Source organism: Vibrio sp. D417a, assembly GCF_030248595.1.
GTDB classification, from domain to species: domain Bacteria; phylum Pseudomonadota; class Gammaproteobacteria; order Enterobacterales; family Vibrionaceae; genus Vibrio; species Vibrio alginolyticus.
The window spans coordinates 189234-211699 of sequence record NZ_JAHGAM010000001.1 but is presented as its reverse complement, the minus strand read 5'-3'; the positions used below and the strand labels follow the sequence as shown (position 1 = coordinate 211699).

19 protein-coding genes are annotated in these 22466 nt (G+C 44.0%); 12 read left to right on the top strand and 7 right to left on the bottom strand.

The features are described from left to right. Position 1 precedes the first annotated feature (1 nt). Complete coding sequence (gene tyrS, locus KI742_RS01015) at positions 2 to 1261, top strand: tyrosine--tRNA ligase (protein ID WP_206970382.1); 1260 nt, start codon at positions 2 to 4, stop codon at positions 1259 to 1261. 106 nt (positions 1262 to 1367) lie between these two features. On the opposite strand, the gene KI742_RS01010 is transcribed toward tyrS, so the two are convergent. After that, positions 1368 to 2402 (bottom strand): PotD/PotF family extracellular solute-binding protein, encoded by a 1035-nt coding sequence (locus KI742_RS01010; protein ID WP_047102765.1) that lies wholly within the window; start codon positions 2400 to 2402, stop codon positions 1368 to 1370. A gap of 137 nt (positions 2403 to 2539) precedes the next feature. Then, positions 2540 to 2899, bottom strand: coding sequence for a DUF6559 family protein (locus tag KI742_RS01005; RefSeq protein WP_054577718.1), 360 nt, complete (start codon positions 2897 to 2899; stop codon positions 2540 to 2542). Positions 2900 to 3066: 167 nt separating this feature from the next. Between KI742_RS01005 and KI742_RS01000 the strand changes: the two genes are divergently transcribed. Then, complete coding sequence (locus KI742_RS01000) at positions 3067 to 3321, top strand: hypothetical protein (RefSeq protein ID WP_206970384.1); 255 nt, start codon at positions 3067 to 3069, stop codon at positions 3319 to 3321. Positions 3322 to 3422: 101 nt separating this feature from the next. Here KI742_RS01000 and KI742_RS00995 read toward each other — a convergent pair whose 3' ends face one another. Further along, entirely contained in the window at positions 3423 to 5831 is a 2409-nt protein-coding gene (locus tag KI742_RS00995; RefSeq protein WP_285384964.1) for a glycoside hydrolase family 2 protein, read from the bottom strand. Between the two features lie 303 nt (positions 5832 to 6134). Here KI742_RS00995 and KI742_RS00990 point away from each other — a divergent pair, with 303 nt between their 5' ends. Further along, positions 6135 to 7721: a BCCT family transporter gene (locus KI742_RS00990; RefSeq protein WP_005373846.1), complete on the top strand. Its 1587-nt coding sequence runs from the start codon at positions 6135 to 6137 to the stop codon at positions 7719 to 7721. 62 nt (positions 7722 to 7783) lie between these two features. On the opposite strand, the gene KI742_RS00985 is transcribed toward KI742_RS00990, so the two are convergent. Further along, positions 7784 to 8512, bottom strand: a complete 729-nt coding sequence (locus tag KI742_RS00985; protein WP_085569182.1) for a UTRA domain-containing protein — start codon at positions 8510 to 8512, stop codon at positions 7784 to 7786. A gap of 210 nt (positions 8513 to 8722) precedes the next feature. Here KI742_RS00985 and KI742_RS00980 point away from each other — a divergent pair, with 210 nt between their 5' ends. The 9 genes from KI742_RS00980 (at position 8723) to KI742_RS00940 (ending at position 19245) form a co-directional block, all read left to right on the top strand. Beyond that, the gene (locus KI742_RS00980) at positions 8723 to 9790 is read left to right on the top strand and encodes an ABC transporter substrate-binding protein (RefSeq protein WP_005373851.1); all 1068 of its coding nucleotides are present in this window, start codon (positions 8723 to 8725) and stop codon (positions 9788 to 9790) included. Between the two features lie 12 nt (positions 9791 to 9802). Continuing rightward, positions 9803 to 10627, top strand: coding sequence for an alkaline phosphatase family protein (locus KI742_RS00975; RefSeq protein ID WP_054574544.1), 825 nt, complete (start codon positions 9803 to 9805; stop codon positions 10625 to 10627). After that, positions 10624 to 11514 (top strand): ABC transporter permease subunit, encoded by an 891-nt coding sequence (locus KI742_RS00970; RefSeq protein WP_262635986.1) that lies wholly within the window; start codon positions 10624 to 10626, stop codon positions 11512 to 11514. The genes KI742_RS00975 and KI742_RS00970 overlap by 4 nt, the downstream gene beginning before the upstream one ends. A gap of 2 nt (positions 11515 to 11516) precedes the next feature. Then, positions 11517 to 12305 carry an ABC transporter permease gene (locus tag KI742_RS00965; RefSeq protein WP_005373859.1) on the top strand — a complete coding sequence of 263 codons (789 nt, stop codon included), beginning with the start codon at positions 11517 to 11519 and terminating at the stop codon, positions 12303 to 12305. Next, positions 12302 to 13321, top strand: coding sequence for an ABC transporter ATP-binding protein (locus tag KI742_RS00960; RefSeq protein WP_005373862.1), 1020 nt, complete (start codon positions 12302 to 12304; stop codon positions 13319 to 13321). The genes KI742_RS00965 and KI742_RS00960 overlap by 4 nt, the downstream gene beginning before the upstream one ends. Before the next feature lie 2 nt (positions 13322 to 13323). Beyond that, positions 13324 to 13983, top strand: coding sequence for an HAD family phosphatase (locus tag KI742_RS00955; protein ID WP_213972651.1), 660 nt, complete (start codon positions 13324 to 13326; stop codon positions 13981 to 13983). A gap of 192 nt (positions 13984 to 14175) precedes the next feature. Continuing rightward, complete coding sequence (locus tag KI742_RS00950; RefSeq protein ID WP_158173376.1) at positions 14176 to 14832, top strand: TetR/AcrR family transcriptional regulator; 657 nt, start codon at positions 14176 to 14178, stop codon at positions 14830 to 14832. After that, on the top strand, positions 14819 to 16147 hold the full coding sequence (locus KI742_RS00945; RefSeq protein WP_042523281.1) for an efflux RND transporter periplasmic adaptor subunit: 1329 nt from the start codon (positions 14819 to 14821) through the stop codon (positions 16145 to 16147). Before KI742_RS00950 ends, KI742_RS00945 begins: the two co-directional genes overlap by 14 nt. Beyond that, positions 16144 to 19245: an efflux RND transporter permease subunit gene (locus KI742_RS00940; protein ID WP_176311435.1), complete on the top strand. Its 3102-nt coding sequence runs from the start codon at positions 16144 to 16146 to the stop codon at positions 19243 to 19245. The genes KI742_RS00945 and KI742_RS00940 overlap by 4 nt, the downstream gene beginning before the upstream one ends. Before the next feature lie 482 nt (positions 19246 to 19727). Here the strand turns inward: KI742_RS00940 and KI742_RS00935 are convergent, their stop codons facing one another. The 3 genes from KI742_RS00935 to KI742_RS00925 form a co-directional block, all read right to left on the bottom strand. After that, positions 19728 to 20591 carry a DNAase gene (locus KI742_RS00935; protein WP_151515783.1) on the bottom strand — a complete coding sequence of 288 codons (864 nt, stop codon included), beginning with the start codon at positions 20589 to 20591 and terminating at the stop codon, positions 19728 to 19730. Between the two features lie 164 nt (positions 20592 to 20755). Further along, entirely contained in the window at positions 20756 to 21604 is an 849-nt protein-coding gene (locus tag KI742_RS00930) for a DNAase (RefSeq protein ID WP_151515784.1), read from the bottom strand. A 395-nt stretch (positions 21605 to 21999) separates the two neighbouring features. Further along, positions 22000 to 22266: a hypothetical protein gene (locus tag KI742_RS00925; protein ID WP_005373876.1), complete on the bottom strand. Its 267-nt coding sequence runs from the start codon at positions 22264 to 22266 to the stop codon at positions 22000 to 22002. Between the last annotated feature and the right edge of the window lie 200 nt (positions 22267 to 22466).

The window sequence follows — 22466 nt, the reverse complement described above, 5'->3', positions numbered from 1 at the left end:
AATGACGACACCATTACTGCAAGATTTACAAGATCGTGGCTTGATTGCACAAGCCAGCGATTTGGAAGAAATTCAGACACTTCTCTCACAGCCACAAACCGTTTACTGCGGCTTCGATCCTACAGCTGGCAGCTTGCATATCGGCCACCTCGTGCCTTTGATTATGCTTAAGCGCTTTCAAGATGCCGGACACCAAGCTGTTGCCTTGATTGGCGGTGCAACGGGCATGATTGGCGACCCAAGCTTTAAAGCGACTGAGCGCAGTCTGAACTCAGAGGAAATCGTCTCAGGCTGGGTTAACGATCTTTCTAATCAAATTCAGCAGTTGATGAACCACCAACTGACCAAGCCGATGATCATGGTGAACAACGCTGACTGGATGAAAGTGATCAATGTGATCGACTTCTTCCGCGATGTGGGTAAGCACTTCTCGATCAATACTATGGTCAACCGAGAATCGGTAAAACAACGCCTGCAACGACCTGACCAAGGTATCTCCTTCACCGAATTTAGCTACGCCCTACTGCAATCGTACGATTTTGCCGAGCTAAACCGTCGATACGGTTGCCGTTTGCAAATCGGTGGCAATGACCAATGGGGAAACATCGTCAGCGGGATCGATTTAACTCGCCGTCAAAATGGTGAGCAAGTATTTGGCTTAACTCTGCCGCTGATCACCAAATCCGATGGTACCAAATTTGGCAAAACCGAAGGCGGTGCAGTATGGCTAGATCCTAGCAAGACCTCTCCTTACGCGTTCTACCAGTTCTGGCTTGGCGCAGAAGACGCCGACGTTTACCACTTCCTGCGTTACTACACGTTCTTGAGCTGCGAAGAAATTGCCAGCATTGAAGCGCAAGACCAAGCAAGCCAAGGTAAGCCACAAGCACAACGTATCCTCGCTGAGGAAATGACGCGATTTGTTCATGGCGAAGAAGGCCTAGCTAGCGCCGAGCGCATCACTCAAGCTTTATTCAGCGGTAATGTGCAACAACTGAGTTTGGGTGAATTAAAACAGTTGGAGTTGGATGGTTTACCAAGCATTCAGAGCACACAACAAGATTTGGTTGAGCTGTTGATTGAGTCGGGCTTAGCAAGTTCGAAGCGTGTTGCACGCGAACACATCAGCAACAACGCCATCAGTGTAAACGGTGAAAAAGTGGGGGCTGATAACCCGAGTTTAAGCTTCCCACTGTTTGATCAATATTGGTTACTGCAACGCGGTAAAAAGCACTTCTGCCTCGTAAAGCGTGCCGCGTAGCAACACTCGCAGTACAAAGCCTATAAAAAATTCCCCTCACCACTTTCGTGATGAGGGGAATCCAAATTTGAACGATTTTAAGCCTAACAATAGGCAAAGACGTTGCTTATTGCGTTCTTAAACGTTGCCAGTACTTTTCGTAAATCGCTAACGTTTCTGCGCCAACATCATTAATAAACTCGCCTTTTTTCATGTCTTCTGATGAAGGGAAAATAGTACGGTTATTTTTCAACTCTTCTGGCAATTTGTCACGCCCAGCGTTCGTTGCCGACGCATAACCCAAACTGGTCACGATTTCCGCTTGGTTCTCTGATTGGTACATAAAGTTAATAAATTTATGCGCCAATGCTTTGTTTTTACTGCCAGACGGAATAGTGAAGTTGTCCATCCATAATACCGCGCCCTCTTCCGGCATCACGAACTTCAGCTCAGGCATTTCAACCTGTCCTTGGAATGCGTTGCCGTTCCATTGCATGCCGACCGATGTTTCACCGGACACGTAAGGGACTTGCGGCGCATCTGAGTTATACAGTAATACGTTGTTTTTCAGCGCAACTAGAGAATCAAAAGCCTGTTCGATTTCAGCTTCGTCTTTTGTGTTCACGCTATGGCCATTTTTCTTCAGCGCCATACCGAACACGTCGCGGACGTCATCAATCAACATAACTTGTTGTTCGTATTGAGACTCCCATAAGTCAGCCCATTTTGTCACTGGTTGCTCAACCATGGATTCGTTGTAGCTGATCCCTGTAATGCCCCAAATATAAGGCAGCGAGTAATCATTTTTCGGATCGTGCGCTTGGCCAAGTAAGCCGTCCATTGTGTCTTGCATGTTTGGCACTTGAGCGTGATCTATTTTCGAAAGCAGTCCTTCTCGACCCATTTTTTCAATGAAGTACGCAGAAGCAAAAACCACATCGTAACCAGAACCTTTTAGCAATTTTAGCTTGGTGTACATTGATTCATTATTCTCAAAGGTCGAATAATTAATCGTAACGCCTTCTTGTTTTTCAAACGCTTTTAACGATGCTTCCGGCAAATAGCCACCCCATGCATAAACGTTCAACGTTTTGCTATCTGCATGAGCAAACATGCTGAGCACAAGAGCACTCAGCCCCAATCCTTTGATGATTAATTTCATGGTATGCAATCCAACCAGTCCAGCGACGCGCTGGGATTCGGGTGCATAATTAGGTAATTGTTACCCAATTGAAAGAAAATTTAATTAATCTTTAACAGCAAAAATATTTATCGAATTTATAAAATTAACGCATGTTTTTAATAGCGACTGTGCATACCAAAATGATGAGACATTCCATCTTCCATTCGGCCGCCTTTCCAGCCACCAGAGCCGAGTAAATTAAGCACATCTTGAGCGGTATAGTCGGCACCAGAAAAGAAATCATGCGCCACGTCTGAGCGTATTGCTTGCAACTCTGGTTGGTTTTCCAAATCAAGATGTTGCGGATCCGCATATAATGCCAACGCAATTTTTTGTTGGCACGCGCTTAACTCGCTGGTGCTCGTCTTTACCTGACCAACCGAAAAGTACTCACGACTGCCGTATCCCACCACCAATCTGGTACTCATTAGTTTAATCACTTTCTTAATGCGGCGACGTTGTATAAATCTCAACATGTTTTGTTATTCCTGTATTAAGTTGGCTATGGTCGTATTCTTTTGTTCGAATTAAAACACTCTGTTTTATCCGCGAAATTTCTCTAGCGCTTTTCGCGATGATCGGTTGTATAATACGATCCTGAAATATTTTGTTACGTTACCTCGGTAACCCCTGAGACTGCAACATGAACAACAGCAGATGGGTCGGCTTTATAGGCGGCACGATTGTCTTACTTAGTACCTTTATCCTCTTCGGATCTTCCTTCCACGCTGCTTGGTACCGAATCCCTGCGGAAGCCATTCATGGTATCGCCTTCACTTTGGCTTTTGGTTTAGGGTTAAACAGCCTGCTGGCGTACGCGACGGCAGTGATTACTCTTGCTGCACTATTCTACATTGGCTTTGTCGTTAGCTATCGGGTCCATCAGAAGCTTAAATAAACTTCTGTCTCAACCTGAGCTTAATAACGGATACTTGGTAACTAAAAAGGGAGCAAACGCTCCCTTTTTAGTTATCAGCATATAGATGTTCTATGCCTGCTTTAATCATTAAGGTGGCATACCCTCAACGACTGCTGCATACCTGAAACATCATCACCTAAATACTCAACCGTCATTGGAACCTTGGCCAACAGAGTAAAACTAGAGTCACTGAACCTTCCATCAGCGTCACTCTCCAAATGAACAAAAAACGCAGGCTTATCCGCAATCAATGTAATTCGCCTCCCTTCAATAGAGACACCTATATTGGCTTTCGCTATCGGCAAGGTTTTTAGCTCATGAGTACTAAACCATGTGTTGCTTATTCTGTCTTCACCGATTTGCGCTTCAACATAGAAGAAGCCTGACGTAAGTTCGTCCTTCTCGATCGATTCATCCAATTGCCACAAAATCGTATTGCTGTCTGCTATGACTGTTTGTTCTAAGCTCCAACATTGCTTTTCTTCCCCTTGCCAATCTACCCACTTGAGCAATGCGTTGACGCTTGCGGACTCTTTGGCATCATTGAGCAAATGTAGGCTCAACTCGCCTGTATGCTCGGAAAATACCAAATACTGCGGCGCAAAAAAGCGTTTTGCATGGTAGTGCAACTGCTTCCATCGACCACTGTATTCCAAACTAGACCAAGAACTGACAGGCCAATTGTCGTTGAGTTGCCAGTACAGCATGCCGCGACAAACTGGAGAAATGGCACGCCAATGATCGCATGCAGTTTTGATCGCGATTGCCTGCTGAACTTGACTTAAATACAGCATGCTCTCAAATCCAGAGGGAAAACGAAAATAGCGCGTGAACATCTCTGTGATAATACTATTACCACGAGGGTTCTTCTGATGTTGTTCGAAAGCTGGGGATGTAATATTCCAGTCTTGCTCAGGGACAAACCGCTTAACTTCAGCAAAAGATGGCCAAGATTGAAAACCAAACTCAGAGCAAAAACGAGGATTCACGTCAAGGTAGGCACTGAATGATTTTCCTGAATGCCAAACGTCCCAAAAGTGCATATCGCCTTTACTATCATCATGCCACGCATCACCGAAATCCAGTTCACCATTACATGGGGAACTTGGCCAGAAACGGCGAGTGCTATCTTGCTCGGTAATCTCCTTCTCAATCATGCGGTTGAGGCGATCGTAGTTAACCGTGTATTTGACTTTACTGCGCTTAGATTCGTCATACCAACCAATAGCTCCAATCACTTCATTGTCACCACACCAAAGTGCGATTGATGGGTGCTCCTTGAGCCTCGGGATTTGGAATCTAAGTTCTTCTTCTACCTCTTTTAAAAACTCGTCGTTTGATGGGTACAACGAGCAGGCGAACATCATGTCTTGCCACACCAACAAGCCAAGTTCATCACAAAGGTTATAAAAGATTTCACTCTCGTACTGACCACCGCCCCATACGCGAATCATGTTCATGTTGGCGTCAACCGCACTTTGCAAAAGGTTGCGATAACGTGTTTCGCACTCTCGCCCCGGCATTGCGTCAATAGGGATCCAGTTGGCACCTTTAGCATTAATCGGTACGCCATTGACGATAAATTCCATTGCAGAGCCGTGCTCATCAGCTTGATTATTTAGAGTTAACTGACGCAAACCAATGTTGTGCGTTAACTTTTGCTCTCTGCAAGAAATGGTAATGGGATAGAGATACGCTTCGCCATAACCCGATGGCCACCAGCGTTGAGGCTCCAAAATGTGGAACTGGCAATGATAGTGACCACTTCCTTTTGTTTGAATACATTGACGCTCACCATTAAATTCAACCATCATTTCATGGCGTTGACTGTCCGTTTCCACTTCAACTACTACATCAAGAAACACACTCCCATCGGCTTGCCATTGCTGCTCTGTCGAGAAGCCTTTGAGCCAAAGCTCATTCACAATGTCGATTTGAATGGGGTCGTAAATACCCGACACCATCAAACAAATGCCCCAGTCCCATCCGGAATGGCATTGTGTTTTGCGGATCAAGTTCATGTGTGGAATTTGGTTGTTGCCCATTGCCGATGGAATAGGAAATGGCAATTTTTTTGCTCTTGCGATACCTTCTAAATCCACCCGAGCAAACTCAACCCGAATCGTGTTAGTACCTTGCTTTAAATGCGGTTTAATATCCACACGTTGCTGGGTAAACATGTTGCTGCAAGTTAGTGCTAGCTCACCATTAACATAGAAGGTTGCCAAGGTATCTACACGAGTTAGCGTCATCCAAATTTGCTTGGCAGACAACGTAAACGCGTCGACTTCAAACTCACGTGAGATATGCCACTCACACTCTTCAATCCATCGAACTTTGTTTTCATTATCGGCAAAATAAGGATCTGGAATCTGCTCTGCTTGTAAAAGCGCCGACACATTATCGCCGGGAATAAACATTGGAATTTCAAGATTGGGGCGCTGTGGCGAGGTAAGCATCCACTGCCCGTTAAGTTCGAAGTGAGCCATCGAGTTAAACCTTAGCTTGGGAAAAACATGTTTTCTCAATGTAATCCTGATAATCCCATGCAAAAACAAGGGAAATGTTAATTACATACGAAATGCGGTGCATTTCACGTAAAAACTCTTTCTTTTGATCTCTACCCAAAAATCAGCAACTTGGCTAACCTGTTAAAAATTAATCGAAATCTAAGGTTATATTTGCAACTTCGACATGTTAACATCATCGGCTTTTTGAACATCCTCACACTTTTCGTTGAAACGATGTGAGGGGAAATGCACGGCTTCATAGCCCTAAAAAGCGAAGTAATTATGTCAAATATGACGAATGCCGCCTCCCACACAGCGCCTATTCAGGATGCTGACTATTCTGCTATTCATCCCCCATCTTTACTCAAGCGCCTCGAACTCACCAATCCTGTCTTTTGGTTGAGTGGTAGCTTCCTCACTCTATTCGTTTTACTTGCTCTAACGAATACCGACTCTCTAACCGCAATGGTTAACACCGGCTTCGGCTTTGCTACTAAATATTTCGGAGCTTACTGGCAAGTACTGCTTCTTCTGAATTTCCTAATTGGTTTGGCTCTTGCGTTTGGTCGCACTGGTTATGTGCGCCTAGGTGGTCTAGCGAAACCTGATATTGATAACTTTAAGTGGTTGTCAATCGTACTCTGTACTCTACTTGCAGGTGGTGGTGTGTTCTGGGCCGCAGCTGAGCCTATCGCGCACTTTGTGACTGCTCCGCCTCTATACGGGGAAGCCTCACCGAAAACTGCCGCAATCAATGCCCTATCTCAGTCTTTTATGCACTGGGGCTTCTTAGCTTGGGCGATCCTTGGTGGTCTATCTTCCATTGTCTTAATGCACTTGCATTACGATAAAGGCCTGCCTCTTAAGCCGCGTACTCTGCTTTACCCTGTGTTTGGTGATAAAGCCATTAAAGGCTGGATTGGTGATGTTGCTGACGCATGTAGCATCATTGCAGTAGCAGCAGGAACCATCGGTCCTATCGGCTTCTTAGGTTTACAAATTAGCTACGCGCTAAATTCATTGTTTGGCCTGCCAGATACGTTCGTAACGCAAAGTATGGTTATTATGGCTGCGATCCTGATGTATACCCTTTCCGCACTGAGCGGTTTGAGCAAGGGTATTCAAATCGTCAGTCGTTACAACATCATTTTATCTGTATTATTAATTGGTTACATCCTGTTCTTCGGGCCGACAAGCTTTATCGTTGATGGCTACGTGCAAGGCGTTGGTCGTATGGTGGATAACTTCTTCCCTATGGCACTTTACCGTGGTGATACAGGCTGGCTAAGCTGGTGGACAGTATTCTTCTGGGGTTGGTTTATCGGTTATGGCCCAATGATGGCGATCTTTATTGCTCGTATCTCTCGTGGTCGTACAATTCGCCAATTAATCATGTCTATTAGCATCGCGGCACCGCTGATTACTTGCTTCTGGTTTAGTATCGTTGGTGGCAGTGGCCTTGCGTTTGAACTTGATAACCCTGGTTTGATTTCATCTGCGTTTGAAGGCTTTAACTTGCCCGCAGCACTGCTAGCGATTACTGGTGAATTACCTTACCCAATGATCATTTCGGTTCTGTTCCTGATCTTAACGACAACATTTATCGTGACGACGGGTGACTCGATGACTTACACAATCAGTGTAGTGATGACGGGCTCAACAGAACCAAACGCAGTGATTCGCTCGTTCTGGGGTCTGATTATGGGTATTGTCGCTATTGCGCTTATCTCAATGGGCTCTGGTGGTATTTCTGCATTGCAGTCTTTCATTGTAATTACTGCCGTGCCTGTGTCTTTCATTTTGCTGCCAAGCATTTGGAAAGCACCCGGCATTGCAAGCAGAATGGCGAAAGAGCAAGGCCTCGTTTAAACCGCCTCTCTAACCAATATGCGAAAAAGGGCCTTTCATTGGGCTCTTTTTAATTCTGCGCTTTATCCTACGCTATCAATGCGAATCATCACTGCGTCTGGACGCCAATACTCGAATTCGCAGTCCATTAATTTGCCATCTTGTTTGTAGTTTACCCGCCGAATTTTCAGAACGGGTTGTCCTTCAGCTAGGTTCAACGCCTTAGCGACATGAGCAGGAGCTGACGTTGGAATTACATCAAAACGAGAGCGCTTTGTCTCGTAACCATACTTCTCACGATAAATGCCCGTCAGGGACATAGTGAGGTTCTCAGACAATATACCCTCAAACAGTGCCGCTTTGAGCACGTTCTCAACAAACAATACCGCTCGCCCATCAATAAAACGTAACCGTTCAATCACATAAATTGGGGTAATTCGCTCAACCTCTAACGATTTGGCATACTCACCTGCGGCCATTTCACTTCGCACGTTGAGTAGCTTAGTTTCTGCAATACGATGCTGCTCTCGAATCATCTGATGGAAGTGAGAACGAGACAACGGGTTGTAACAGATACGCTCAGGAGATACATACCAACCCCGGCGCTCTTCTCGATAAATAAGACCTTCAGTTTCTAAAGACACCAACGCATCTTTGATAGTGATTCGAGTCGTAGAAAACAGCTCACTGAGCTCTCTCTCTGACGGCAGTTTTTGTCCTTCCGACATGATGCCGGAAAGAATCTGCTGTTTTAAGCTGCTTCTAATTTTTCCTAATTGGGTACCAAATTGTCCGGTGCCTGTCGCTCTCATTCTGATCTAGTCCAACGATAATTTGACGAATAACATAAGGCGTTTACGTAACAAAAATATGACATTAATCAACAGAACACATACTGAACGTATGAAATATAAGTGCCATATAAAATCAGCAAAACTGTCAAATTACTTGCGCTAAATCGTCACATTCCATCCATAGCATACAAAGCGAACTTACTGACCTAGTCCAGAAGGATGGAGACAATGAAAACTTTGCTAAGTCGTTCAATTACCGCACCAGCGGCAATCATTGCGGTAACGCTCGCTACGCCAACAGTAGCGAAAGAAGCCGATATTGAATCTTTGGTAGCAGCAGCACAAAAAGAAGGGGCGGTTTACAGTGTGGGTATGCCTGACAGTTGGGCAAACTGGAAAGACACTTGGGCTGATTTAAAGTCAAATTACAACCTTAAGCACCAAGACACGGATATGAGCTCGGCTCAAGAAATCGCAAAATTCGAAGCTGAGAAGAAAAACGCGACCGCAGACATTGGTGACGTAGGCTTTGCCTTCGCACGTGTAGCGGTTAAAAAAGGCGTCACTCAGCCATATAAACCAACAACTTGGAATGACATCCCAGATTGGGCAAAAGACGAAGATGGTCATTGGGCACTTGCTTACACTGGCACTATTTCTTTTATCTCCAACAATAACCTCGTAAAAGACGCGCCAAAAACGTGGGATGACCTATTAAAAGGCGACTACAAAGTGACCGTAGGTGACGTAGGCGTAGCAGCACAGGCAAACAACGCGGTTCTCGCCGCAGCGTTCGCCAACGGTGGGGACGAATCCAACCTCAAGCCTGCGCTCAAATTCTTTTCTGAACTCGCGAAGCAAGGTCGTCTTTCATTTACCGATCCGAACATCGCCAACCTAGAAAAAGGCGAAGTTGAAGTGGCGATCATGTGGGACTTCAATGCATTGAACTACCGCGACAAAATTGACCGCGACCGCTTTACAGTGAGCATTCCTCAAGATGGCTCTGTGATTTCTGGTTATACAACCATAATCAATAAATACGCGAAGAACCCTAATGCAGCAAAGCTTGCTCGTGAATACATCTTCAGCGATCAAGGGCAAATCAACTTAGCAGAAGGTTATGCGCGTCCAATCCGCACCAACATCACACTGCCTCAAGCAGTGCAAGACAAGCTAATTGCTAATGACCAATACAGCAATGTTCACCCAGTGACTGACTTCTCAGCTTGGGAAAAGTCCGCACGTAAGCTGCCACGTCAATGGCAAGAAAGTGTCTTAATCCACCAGCAATAAGAGTAAGTCGTTATGAGCAATAAGGTCATCCTTGTTGTTCTAGATGGACTGAACTATCAGGTAGCCCGTGATTGCATGGGCTACCTCAATGGTCTTCTAGAACAAAGTCGTTCCCAACAAGAAACTCGCGCAACGCTTTATCCTGTGCAGTGTGAGCTGCCCTCTATGTCTCGCCCACTTTATGAGTGCATTTTAACGGGCGTTCGCCCTGTAGAAAGCGGCATCGTAAACAACAATATCGTTCGTCTATCCAAACACGATTCCATTTTCAGTTTGGCAAAAGCCCAAGGAAAAGTGACCGCTGCGGCTGCCTACCACTGGGTAAGTGAGCTTTATAATCGCGCGCCATTTGAACCTGTTCGCGATCGTTTCACGCATGATGAAACCCTGAATATCCAGCACGGCTACTTTTACCATTGGGATCATTATCCTGATGAAGCCTTGTTCCTGGACGCAGAGTATTTACGTCGCAACTATCAACCTGATTTCTTACTGATCCACCCGATGAATATCGACGATACAGGACATAAGTTTGGCCTAGACTCTCGCCAATACCGCAATTGTGCGCGAGGTGCAGACATTATTCTTTCCAACTACATCGATCAATGGCTTGCTGATGGGTATCAAATCATTGTGACCAGCGATCATGGCATGAACAACGATCTTTCTCACGGTGGGATTTTACCTGAAGAACGAGAAGTTCCCCTGTTTGTCATTGGTGATAAGTTTACCCATCAAGATTGTCATATTAAGCAAACTGATATTTGTGGCACCGTTTGTCAATTGCTAAACCTTGACCACACGAAGCCATACACTCAGGAATTGTTAGCACTATGAGCAGTTCTGTCCTCTCCCCTAGCTCTAGCGAATCACGCTCAAATTTGGCAAGTACTTGGTTAAAGCGCTTTAAGCCAGCCATTTGGTTGGCGCCTTTCGCGCTGTTTTTCTATCTATTTCAACTCGCACCGATGATTTGGGTGCTGTTAAACAGCTTTATCTACGATGGCGAGTTTGCCTTCGATAACTACATTGAAGTGCTCGACTCCGCCTTTATGATGCAAGCGTTTGGCAACAGTTTGTGGTTAGCTGTATGGTCGAGCATTTTTGGCTTAGCCATTGCGACTCTGTTGGTCTCTTCTCTACGCAGAGTCGATTCTAAAGTCCGCGACGGTGTGATTGCGTTTACGAACATGAGCAGCAACTTTGCAGGCGTACCTCTGTCATTCGCTTTTATCATTATTTTGGGCACCAATGGGGCGATTACCCTTTTGCTCAAGCAGTATGGCTTACTCGGTGATTTCGACCTTTATGGTAAATGGGGTCTGCTGGCCATTTACATCTACTTCCAAATCCCGCTGGCGGTGTTGTTGCTCTACCCTGCGTTCGACGCGTTGAGTGATGATTGGCAAGCAGCAGCTGCGCTACTGGGAGCCAAAACATCACAGTATTGGGCGAAAGTCGCGCTGCCAGTGCTCTCACCAGCCTTATTCGGTACCTTTATTATCTTAATAGCCAACGCAATTGGCGCTTATGCGAGTGTTTATGCGCTGACCTCCGGTAACTATAACGTCATCACAATTCGAATTGCGAGTCTGGTATCGGGAGACCTGTTCCTTGAACCTAATCTCGCCGCTGCAATTTCGGTGATTCTAATGGCGTTACTTGCCTTTATCACAGTGATTAACCAATGGCTCATTTCGAAAAGCTATGCAGGTAGGAAGTAGTCATGAACAACGTTAATACTCGATTCCATAAAACGGTGGTTTATTCCATTGTTGGGATCATGCTCATCCCGATTTTAGCGACCTTTGTCTATTCGCTTTCATCACGCTGGGGCGCCACGGTGCTTCCAGATGGTTTCACTTTTGATTGGTACGTTAAATTGCTGACCGACCCACGCTTTTTGCAAGCGTTTGGGCGTTCGCTGTTTATTTGTATTGCTTCGCTAACCCTCAGTGTGATTCTGGTTCTGCCAGCGATATTCGTGGTGTTTTACTACTTTCCAAGGCTCGATAAGCTCATGAACGTATTGATTTTGCTACCATTCGCTGTACCACCAGTGGTGTCCTCCGTCGGCTTGCTTCAACTTTATGCTGACAGTGAAATCTCCCTTATCGGTACTCCTTGGATTCTAGTAGGTACTTACTTCACCATAGCGTTACCGTTCATGTATCGTGCGATTTCTAATAGCTTCGAAGCAATTAACCTTAACGATTTAATGGACGCTGCACACTTGCTAGGAGCAAGCACAACCAAAGCGTTTTTGATGGTCATTTTACCTAACCTCAAAAAAGGACTGATGGCATCGCTTTTCCTTTCATTTTCATTTCTATTGGGAGAGTTTGTGTTCGCCAATATTTTAGTCGGCACACGTTATGAAACCCTGCAAATCTACTTGTATAACATGCGTCAGACGAGCGGCCACTTTACGTCTGCCTTAGTGATGACCTACTTCCTATTTATTTTTTTACTGACTTGGTTGGCAAGTCGTTTCAGCCGAGGAGTCAAACAATGAGCTACGTAACAGCGAAAAATCTAACTAAACGTTTTGGTGATAACACCGTATTTGAGGATATTCACTTTAACATCGAGCAAGGTGAATTCATTACGCTTTTGGGCCCTAGCGGTTGTGGTAAATCGACACTACTTCGCAGCCTTGCTGGGCTTAACCCTGTCGATGGAGGCGAGATTTGGGTAAACGGAGAAGATATCACGCATCAAGTCCCGCAAGAGCGTGGTATTGGGATGGTCTTTCAATCGTATGCGCTGTTTCCCAATATGACCGTCGAAGGCAACATTGCATTTGGCTTAAAAATGAAAAAGCTTGCGAATGATGATATTCGACGTGAAGTGGCTAAAGTCATCAAACTGGTGGATCTGGCAGGTAAAGAAAAACACTATCCGCATCAACTTTCTGGCGGTCAGCGCCAGCGTGTCGCACTCGCTCGAGCGTTGGTGGTGAAACCTCGCATATTATTGCTTGATGAGCCACTTTCTGCGCTTGATGCCAAAATCCGCAAACACCTTCGTCAGCAAATCCGAGACATTCAGAAAGAGATGAATCTCACCACTATCTTCGTAACTCATGACCAAGAAGAGGCGATGATTATGTCTGATCGTATCTTCCTAATGAGTAAAGGGGAAATTGTTCAAGCAGGAACACCTGAAGAAATTTATACTCATCCTGCTAACGAGTTTGTGGCCGGTTTCATGGGGCACTACAACCTTGTAGAGGCCAATAAAGCCAAGCAACTCTTCAACATTGATACCGAATGGAAAGTAGCGATTCGCCCAGAGTCTATATATGTAAAAGAGCAAGGTCGTCAATATGATAGCCACATCTCAGCGCCACAAGTAGGTACGATCACCAACCACCAGCTTCTAGGTAATGTTATTCGCTATCAAGTGAACGTTGAGGAGTGTGAGCTCACTGTTGACTTGCTTAACCGCTCTTCAGAACGCTTACTAGCGAATGGCAGCCAACTAGAGCTACTCTTTAACCTAAACGAAATTCAACCAGTGAGAGCCTAAACATGTCCAAACCTTTGTATGTTTTTGATATGGATGAAACCCTAATAAACGCTGACTGCGCAATGATTTGGAACGAGTTTATGGTTGATAGAGGCATCGCGACTGATCCTTTATTTATTAAGGAAGATCAGCGTCTAATGGCCTTGTACTCTGAAGGAAAAATGGACATGGAAGATTACCTAGCGTTCTCCATGAAGCCACTAGAAAACATGCCGATTGAAGAAGTAAACGCCTTGGTTGAAGAATGTGTTGAAAGCCATATTTTGCCTAAACAGTTCCCTCAAGCCAAAACCCTGATTGAGCAACTGTCTCGTGATGGTATAGATATGGTTATCATCTCTGCCAGCGTCACTTTTTTGGTGGAAGCCGTTGGTCGCCGTCTTAATATTCCAACCGCACTCGGAATTGATTTAATCGAGAAAAACAACCGTTATACTGCTGAAATCGACGGTATCCCGAGTTATCGTGAAGGCAAAGTCACGCGATTAAAACAGTGGCTAGAAAATCAGCCTGAGCCTTATTCCGAAATCCATTTCTATACCGATTCAATCAACGATTTACCGCTTTGTGAATACGCGAACTACGCTTATCTGGTAAATCCATGCCCACAACTAAAAGAACACGCCAACAGACCGAATTGGAGTGTGTTAAGTTGGGGGTGATCTAGCCTCAAAAGACCGTTTTTCCTAAGTAAATACTTTTCTATTTGTTCAAAGAGCAGTTCTTTCTGCTCTTTTTTACTTCTCTTCATCACAAATTAATCACTTGATTAAATACTGATTAATTTTTCACATGTCGCATGAGAAATCAGCGTCTTATAATTAATCAAATGTTTAATATTTTGAGAGAAGATTGTGACGGAAGCGCATCGAAGGGCGGGAAGACCCACAGATAATATCGACGCACGGGAAAAACTGATTTTCCACGCGCGCGAACTCTTCACCATTATGGCTTATGACAAGGTCTCTACTCGCCTAGTCGCGCAGAAAGCAGGCGTGAACGTGGCGATGATTCGTTACTACTTTGGCAACAAAGAAGGCTTGTTCGAGACCATGTTGCGCGAAACACTGTCACCGATGCAAAAGCAGATGCAGACGTTGGTATCCAACAGTAACGAGCAAAACTTTCTCGATCTAATGCGCACCTACTACCGCGAAATGATCAAGGTACCACAGTTCCCACGCTTAGTTGCCCAAGTTATGAATATGCCCCCATCGGAAACCCAACGCAAACTGCTCGAAAAAGTCTTCGCAGATATCAGTAAGCCAATGCAAGGCGTGATCTTTGATAAGTTGATCGACAGTGGCGTTTTACGAAAAGACGCCGACCCTCAACTTTGTCGCGTCTCTTACATCAGCTTGATGGTATTTCCTTTTATGGCACCACCAGCACTGCTCGCCATTCATGGCATTGAACTTTCTGAAGCCTTCTTGAACCGATTATTCGAACACAACATACAACTGATGAAACATGGATTTTTAGACTCGGGCGAACAATATGAAGATAAATAAAAAGCTGCTGTTCTTTCCTGCTCTTGCGGTGGGGGTCGTCATTCTGTTTTTGGCGATTAGCCTCAAACCAGATTTGCCCGTAAAACCCGCTGGAGATCGTGCACGGTTGGTCGAGACGATTCCACTTGAGCTCAAAGCCATTGCTCCAGTAGCCATAGGGTTTGGCAAGATCGCCCCAAAAGTGGAATGGAAAGCGATAGCCGAAGTGACGGGGAAAGTGGTCTACCGCCATCCGCAGCTGGAAAAAGGACAAGTGTTGCAAGCAGGGACAGAAATCTTGCGAATCGACCCACTCGATTACGAGTTGAAACTGGTTCAAGCTCAAGCCGATCTCAAATCTGCTCAAACCTCTCTGGCTAAGCTGAACCAAGAAGAAGCGAATCTCAAAAGCACACTCAAGATAGAAGCCAACCGTCTGGTTATCGCCAACAAAGAGTTAGACCGTAAACAAAACCTACGTAAGAAAGGCTTAACCTCGCAATCGGATGTAGATCAGCAAGAGCAAAGCGCGCTCTCTCAACGTAAGTTAGTACTGGATATTGAAAATCAAATTGGTTTGATGCCGGATGAGAAACGAGTCGCGGAAGCCCTAGTTAAAGTTAATGCATCAAAAGTGGATGAGGCCGAACGCTCGCTTGATAAAACCATCATCACGCTTCCTTACGATTTGCGTATTGCTGACGTAGAAATTGAGAAAAAGCAAGTGGTTAACCTCCAACAAACCATGGTGACAGGACATGGTATTGATGTCATGGAAGTGGAAGCTCAACTATCCATTCATGACATGCAAACTTTGGCGGCGAGCATCGGTGAGTTTGTCCGCGATGAATCTGGTATTCCACAACCTGATATGAATGCGATTCATGCCAACATTGAACTCAGCAGCGGTAACCTCTCTGCAAGCTGGCCTGCGAAAGTTGCACGCATCAGTGAAACGGTTGATCCAAGCCAAGCGACGGCCGGTGTGATTCTGGAAATTGAACAAGACTACCGTGCATTAAACCCAACGTCTGCGCCTCCATTGGTGAACGGCATGTTTGTGCGTGCCTTGATTGAGGGACAAGAGAACCCGAGTTGGGTCATCCCAGAGCGTGCGCTTCATGGCGATAAGATTTACCTGATGGGAGATGACAACCGTCTGCAAGTCGTCACGGTTGAAGTGTTATATCGCCGCAATAACCAAGTGGTGATCGATGGTGAACTAGAGCAAGGTCAGAAGCTGATCATCAACGATTTGCTGCCTGCGATTAACGGCATGCTATTGAAAGAGTCACCTGAACAGTCAGAAACGGCTATTGAGGAGTCTGATTCATGATCCGATTCTTCGCCAAGCATCCAACAGCAGCCAACTTGCTGATGCTAACGCTGCTGATATTGGGGATTTCTTCACTTTCCACGATTAAGCGTGAAACTTTTCCTGAGTTTGATCCGCCCTACATCCTAGCCGGTGTGGTTTACCCTGGCGCTTCCCCTCAAGAGGTAGAAGAGAGCATCTGTATCCGAATGGAAGATGCTGTCGATGGCCTTGCCAACATTAAAGAAACTCAGTGTGAAGCGATTGAGGGTTCTGCGCGTCTTATCTTAAAACTGAATGAAGAAGCCGACATTGGGCGCATGTTGGTTGATGTTCAAACCCAGATCAACTCGATAAACGACTTCCCACAAGAGATTGAATCTCCTGTGGTCCAAGAGCTCGATTGGAACGAGCCAGTTGTGGATGTCGCGATCACCGCAGATACCACATGGCCAGAGCTAAAAGCGTATGCCGAACAGCTTAAACGCACGTTAAAAATCGATTACGATGTCTCTTTGGTTGAAGTTGCAGGCTTCTCTGACCACCAATACCGAGTAGAGTTAGATACTCAAGCCATTCGCCAACTTGGCTTGAGTGTGGGTGATATTGCAGAGCAGATTGGTCGTCAAAACGTCAAGTTGCCAAGTGGTAATGTCGAAACGCCAGATAAGAACTTTCTGATCCGCTTTGACGAACGACGCGTAACGCCGGAAGAGCTTGAGACTATCGTCGTGGGATCTGGTCCAAATGGATCAATCATCCGTCTAAGAGATATTGCGACGATTACCGACCGGTTTGAATTGGACGAACAGAAAGTCCTCTTCGATGGTCACCCTTCTGCCCTACTAAAAGTCAGCAAAAACAAAGAAGATGACGCACTGCGTATCAAGGAACGGGTTGCTCAATTTGTCGAAGAACAACAAGCTATCGCGCCAGACGGTGTGATGCTACAAATGACCAATGACCTTTCATCCGTACTTTGGGATCGCCTGACCATGATGGTCAAAAACGGTTGGCAAGGTATCATTCTGGTCTTCGCCACCATGTGGTTGTTCTTTAGTTTTCGCTATTCCTTTTGGGTCGCAGCTGGTTTACCCGTTGCCTTCTTAGGTGGGTTATTTTTGATGGCGCAACTTGGCCTGTCCATCAACATCATGTCTTTAGTCGGGCTACTCATGGCCATCGGTATCATGATGGATGACGCCATCGTTATTGCCGAATCGATCGCCGCTCACCTCGACCGAGGAGAAGAGATCGATGATGCCGTAATTAAAGGCGTGAAAAAGGTACTGCCGGGGGTAATTTCTTCCTTCCTAACCACAGTGTGCATTTTCGGTAGCTTGTTATTCCTGCAAGGTGAAATGGGTGCGGTACTTAAAGCAGTTCCTCAAGTTCTGATCCTCGTATTGAGCTTAAGTTTGGTGGAAGCCTTCTTGATCCTACCTAACCACCTTTCTCACTCACTACACAAACAGAAACAAGAGCGAAAGACACCGAAGTTCAAACAAAAGCTGCTCGCTTCTTTTGAAAACTTCCGCAACACCACCTTGGTCAACGCAGTGGATAAAGTGGTCGAGTATCGCTATGCCTTTATGGGGGGCGTAGTTGCATTACTTCTTATCTCCGCTGCCACGTTAGTAGGTGGTTTACTCAAGTTCCAACCCTTCCCTGAGTTGGATGGCGACATTGCAGAAGCGCGCATTATTCTTCCTCCGGGTTCTTCTCTGTCTCAAACGGAAGCTGTCGTCGATAAGATCGTCGCTTCCGCTCAAAAGCTAGATAAAGAATGGACAGAGAAAGTGGAAGACGGCAATCCATTGGTTCTACACATCACCAGTCAATTCAACGCTAACGCCGACGCGAATGAATCTGGCCCTCACATTGCCACGGTACGTCTGGATTTGCTGGGCGCCGAGAGTCGTAACACACTCATCGATGAATTTATCGACGCATGGCGTGAAGACATTGGTGAACTTGCGGATCCTATCTCACTGGTATTTAAACAACCGACCATGGGGCCGGGTGGACGAGCGATTGAAATTCGAGCGAAGCATGATGAACTGGATGCGCTCAAAGCCGCCTCTATCGACATTCAACAATACTTAAATGAGTTTGACGGTGTCCATGGCGTGTTGGATGACATGCGTATGGGTAAAGAAGAAGTCTTGGTAAAACTGCGTCCGGGCGCAGAAGCTTACGGGATTAACGGCCAACTCATCGCCAATCAATTGCGTGCAGCTTTCTTTGGCCAAACCGCAGACGAGATCCAAGTTGGGGTAGAAAACATTTCAATCGAAGTTCGCCTCGATAAAGCACAAGCCGGTGACTTACAGCAATTGGCAAACTTTCCGATTATCTTGTCCGATGGCAGTCAAATCCCCCTCGCAACCATTGCGACTTTGGATTTCCAACGTAATTACGTAAGAATCCAGCGCATTGATGGCTTGAGGACTGTGAGCGTATTCGGCGATATCGACAATACGAAAGCCAACTCAACCGCCATTATTCGTCAGTTCCAACAAGATGAAGCACCAAAGCTTATGCAAAAGTATCCTGGTCTTCGCTTTGATTTTGAAGGCGAAGCCAAAGATACCGCTGAAACTGGGGCATCAATGGGTAAAGGCTTCTTGCTTGGTTTGTTTGGCGTGTTTGCGATTCTGAGTTACCAATTCCGCAGTTATTTGGAACCATTCGTCGTCATGCTTGCGATTCCCCTCGCCTTTATTGGCGTGGTATGGGGACACATCCTACTCGGTCACTCATTGAGTATGCCAAGTATGATGGGCTTCGTCTCATTAGCGGGGATTGTGGTGAATGACTCGATTCTGTTAGTTCAGTACATACGCCATCATGTCGATGAAGGGGATAATGTGCACGACTCGGTCGTCAAAGCCAGTCGGGAACGCTTTAGAGCAGTATTCCTGACATCAATGACCACTGCAGCAGGTTTGCTTCCGTTACTGACTGAAACCAGCCTGCAAGCACAGGTTATCCAACCACTGGTTATCTCCATCGTGTTTGGTATTTTCGCATCCACTCTGCTGGTGTTGTTTATGATCCCTGCTGCGTATGCCATTTTAGCTGACTTCGGCCTAGTCCATAAGCACGAAGAAATCTAAAACGACTGATAAGTAAACTTATCAAAATGAACAAGAGCGGCTTAGGTCGCTTTTTGTTCAATACCAATGCGTTAAAAAACACACAATCACTTAACAAACAGAGGGTTATTGTGTCTCATTAAGTGTAAATATGAACAGTTAAGGATTAAGTATGTTGAGTTTTATATAACCAAATCAAATAACCAACACAAGATTTATAATATGTTTTATTGTCAAAAACGGCATTTCACAGAGTAAAAATACACACAGGCAACACATTCACAATTTAAACTCACGATAATGAAAACATTGATTGAAGAATTAACATTTTAACAATCATTACAACAATGTTAACTTTAGCCTCGTTGGTCGCGCTGGTGGTAAGCCTCTCACCAAGCCTATTGTCAGTTTTATATGGACGTTCGACCACCTCCAAAATGAATAGACACCCAATTTGGTGCCCTTTTTTCGCCCGTGAAAGCATTCTTCGCGGGCTTTTTTCTTTAAGTTAAGTATGAACGCTCTGGATCAACTTTTTTTGCCAACCTTTCGGATTTGGAGGTAGTATGCGAATCAATAAGCGGAGACAGTGCTAGCAACTCTAAAACGTTTTTTTCAAAGATTTCATCCGCGTGTCTTACCCAATCTAAAAACTTTTTTTGAGCAAATATAGGCTCGATTTCATATAAAAATTCAATACTAAAGTAAAACTCATTTTTGATAGGCAAATTGTACACTCTTCGATAGTCTTTTTTATACTCCAAATTTCCTTCTACATATTTTGAAAATGTATTTTCACCAATCTTGATATCTTGGCATTTGATTGGAGGATAACCACGAAGAAACTCTCCTACAAGGAACTCTTCTTTCGCTCTCTTTTTTTCTTCGTTTATCGGGTCTATTCCCCAACGATGATTTGCGTACGCAATGGCATCATTCATCAACTCTGTATGATCACCTTTTTGAGAACCGTCAGGTGACTCTACAGCATGATAAAAATCCACGTACTCTTTCTCTATAAATGAGGATAGTTGATTAACACTAGTAATATTTTCATCTAAAGATTTAATCCTTAACCTAATATATAAACCACCTTGTTTATTGATTGGTAATAGTGGATTTATTATTTTCTTTTTAAAAGAGAAATAAATCGTGGCCAATTTTATAAACTTTTCATGCCGCTCTACTTTTGAATCAATATTGAACCGTTGTAATTCAATAAAATCTTGGTATACATGACATTCATATATATTGTTCGGACATTCAAATGATAGTACTAAGTCATCTATCTGGAATACATTATGTAACAAGTGTGCAAAATCTGGTTTCCCTCTAAACCCATCTTTAAAGATTTTGATAAAATTCATATTTATATCTCTTGTTATTTAAATATGTATTGATATTTGTGATAAGCTCTATACTAAATCCATTGGCTTTATGTGCGCCATGGCGTACAAAGGTAAATAGACATCCAATTTGATTCATTTTTCTCTCATGGCTACATACTTTGCTAGCTTTTCTTGACGCTGTGTTACTCTGCCTTAGTTTTTTCGTTCAATCCCTTTACCGCTTTGGCTATATACGAGTCGATGAGCGGAGACAAATCCAGTAATTCCAATACTTTTTTTTCAAAGGTTTCATCCGCACTTCTCACCCAATCTAAAAACTTCTGCTTAGCAAACATCGATTCGTACTTATACCAAAACTCGATGCTCAGGTAGAATTCATTTTTTATGGGTAAATTGTATACTCTTCGTAATTCACTCTTATACTTAAGATTACCTTCTGAGTATTTTGAGTATTTGTTTTTTCCAACTTCAACTAGCTCACACTTTATTGGTGGATAACCACTTAAGAAACCTCTAATTAAATATTCTTCTTTTTCTCTTTTTCGGTCTTCACTTTCTGGAATTTCTCCCCATTGTTTATTCACACGCTTAGTCAATTCTTTCATCAAGTCTGTATGATACCCCCTCATAGAGCCTTCACTTTGCTCCGGGGCATGATAAAAATCATAATACTCTCTCTCTAAAAATGAAGACAATTGACTAATATTATTAATATCTTCTCCAGCAGATTTAACCCGTAACCTAATATATAATCCACCTTGTTTGTTAATAGGAAGCAAAGGGTTTAATATTTTCTTCTGAAACAAAAAATATACCGTAGCTAACTTTACAAACCTTTCATGCCTCTCTACTTTTGATTCAACATCGAACTGTTCTAAATTAACAAGATCCTGGTATACATGTCCTTCATATATGTTGTTCGGACACTCAAATGACAGCACTAAGTCATCTATCTGAAACGCATTATGTAACAAGTCAGAGAAATCCGGCTTTCCTCTAAAACCATCTTTACACATTTTAATAAAACTCATATGTCTATCTCTTACTCTTCAAATATGCATCAATACCTTTAAACGAGAGCCTGCAATATGAGTTCTAATTCAAGTAAAGGTAAGCCACATACTAAGGTATTATGAAGGTCAAAAAGGAGATCGGATCTTTTCTAAATTTTAAATATCTAACATCACCTCCACTTTACTGAAATCTACACTTTTGAAAGTTACATCCGCTCCATCCAGCAATAGCTCATCAAACACGCCAACTATTGATAATAAGCTTGAGGATCTGATCTCCACCCATGAAATGAGAAACAAAAAAGCCAGCCTTAAAAGGCTGGCAAGTAGAGCAACAAGGTCAGTGCTTACTGCTAACTAACACCGAACTCGTATTGGATTCATTTTCGTCTGTTAGTCTCTTTTAGCGGCGTTTATGACTTGCTTGCTTTCTCTTTGTGGCACGTTACCTTTACTAACTGTTCTTGCTCATCTTTAATGTTTTTCACGATACGCTCATCACGTGCGTGAATGGCATCCATGTTCATTTGCTGAATATCTGCTATAGCTTCATGTTTCATTTCAGAAAAGTCCTGACGTAAATCTGAGCTCCACTCCTCTTTGTCTAAAGTGTTAGCAGCAGCGATTGGTGATGACATTACAGCAATAAGACTTAGAGTAGATAGAAATACGCTTTTCATAATAAGCTCCTTGAGGATTAGCAGTTAATTTTAATTACAATTTATATATTGCACATACGATGCCAACTTTTATTTTGTTATTTTTCAATAACTTAAATAAAACCTCATATTCAACGTTATCTTCGTCTGGTAAATTTCGCTAACCAAGTGTCAAATTAACCATGCAAATTTAAAACATTAGAAACATACATATTAGAAAT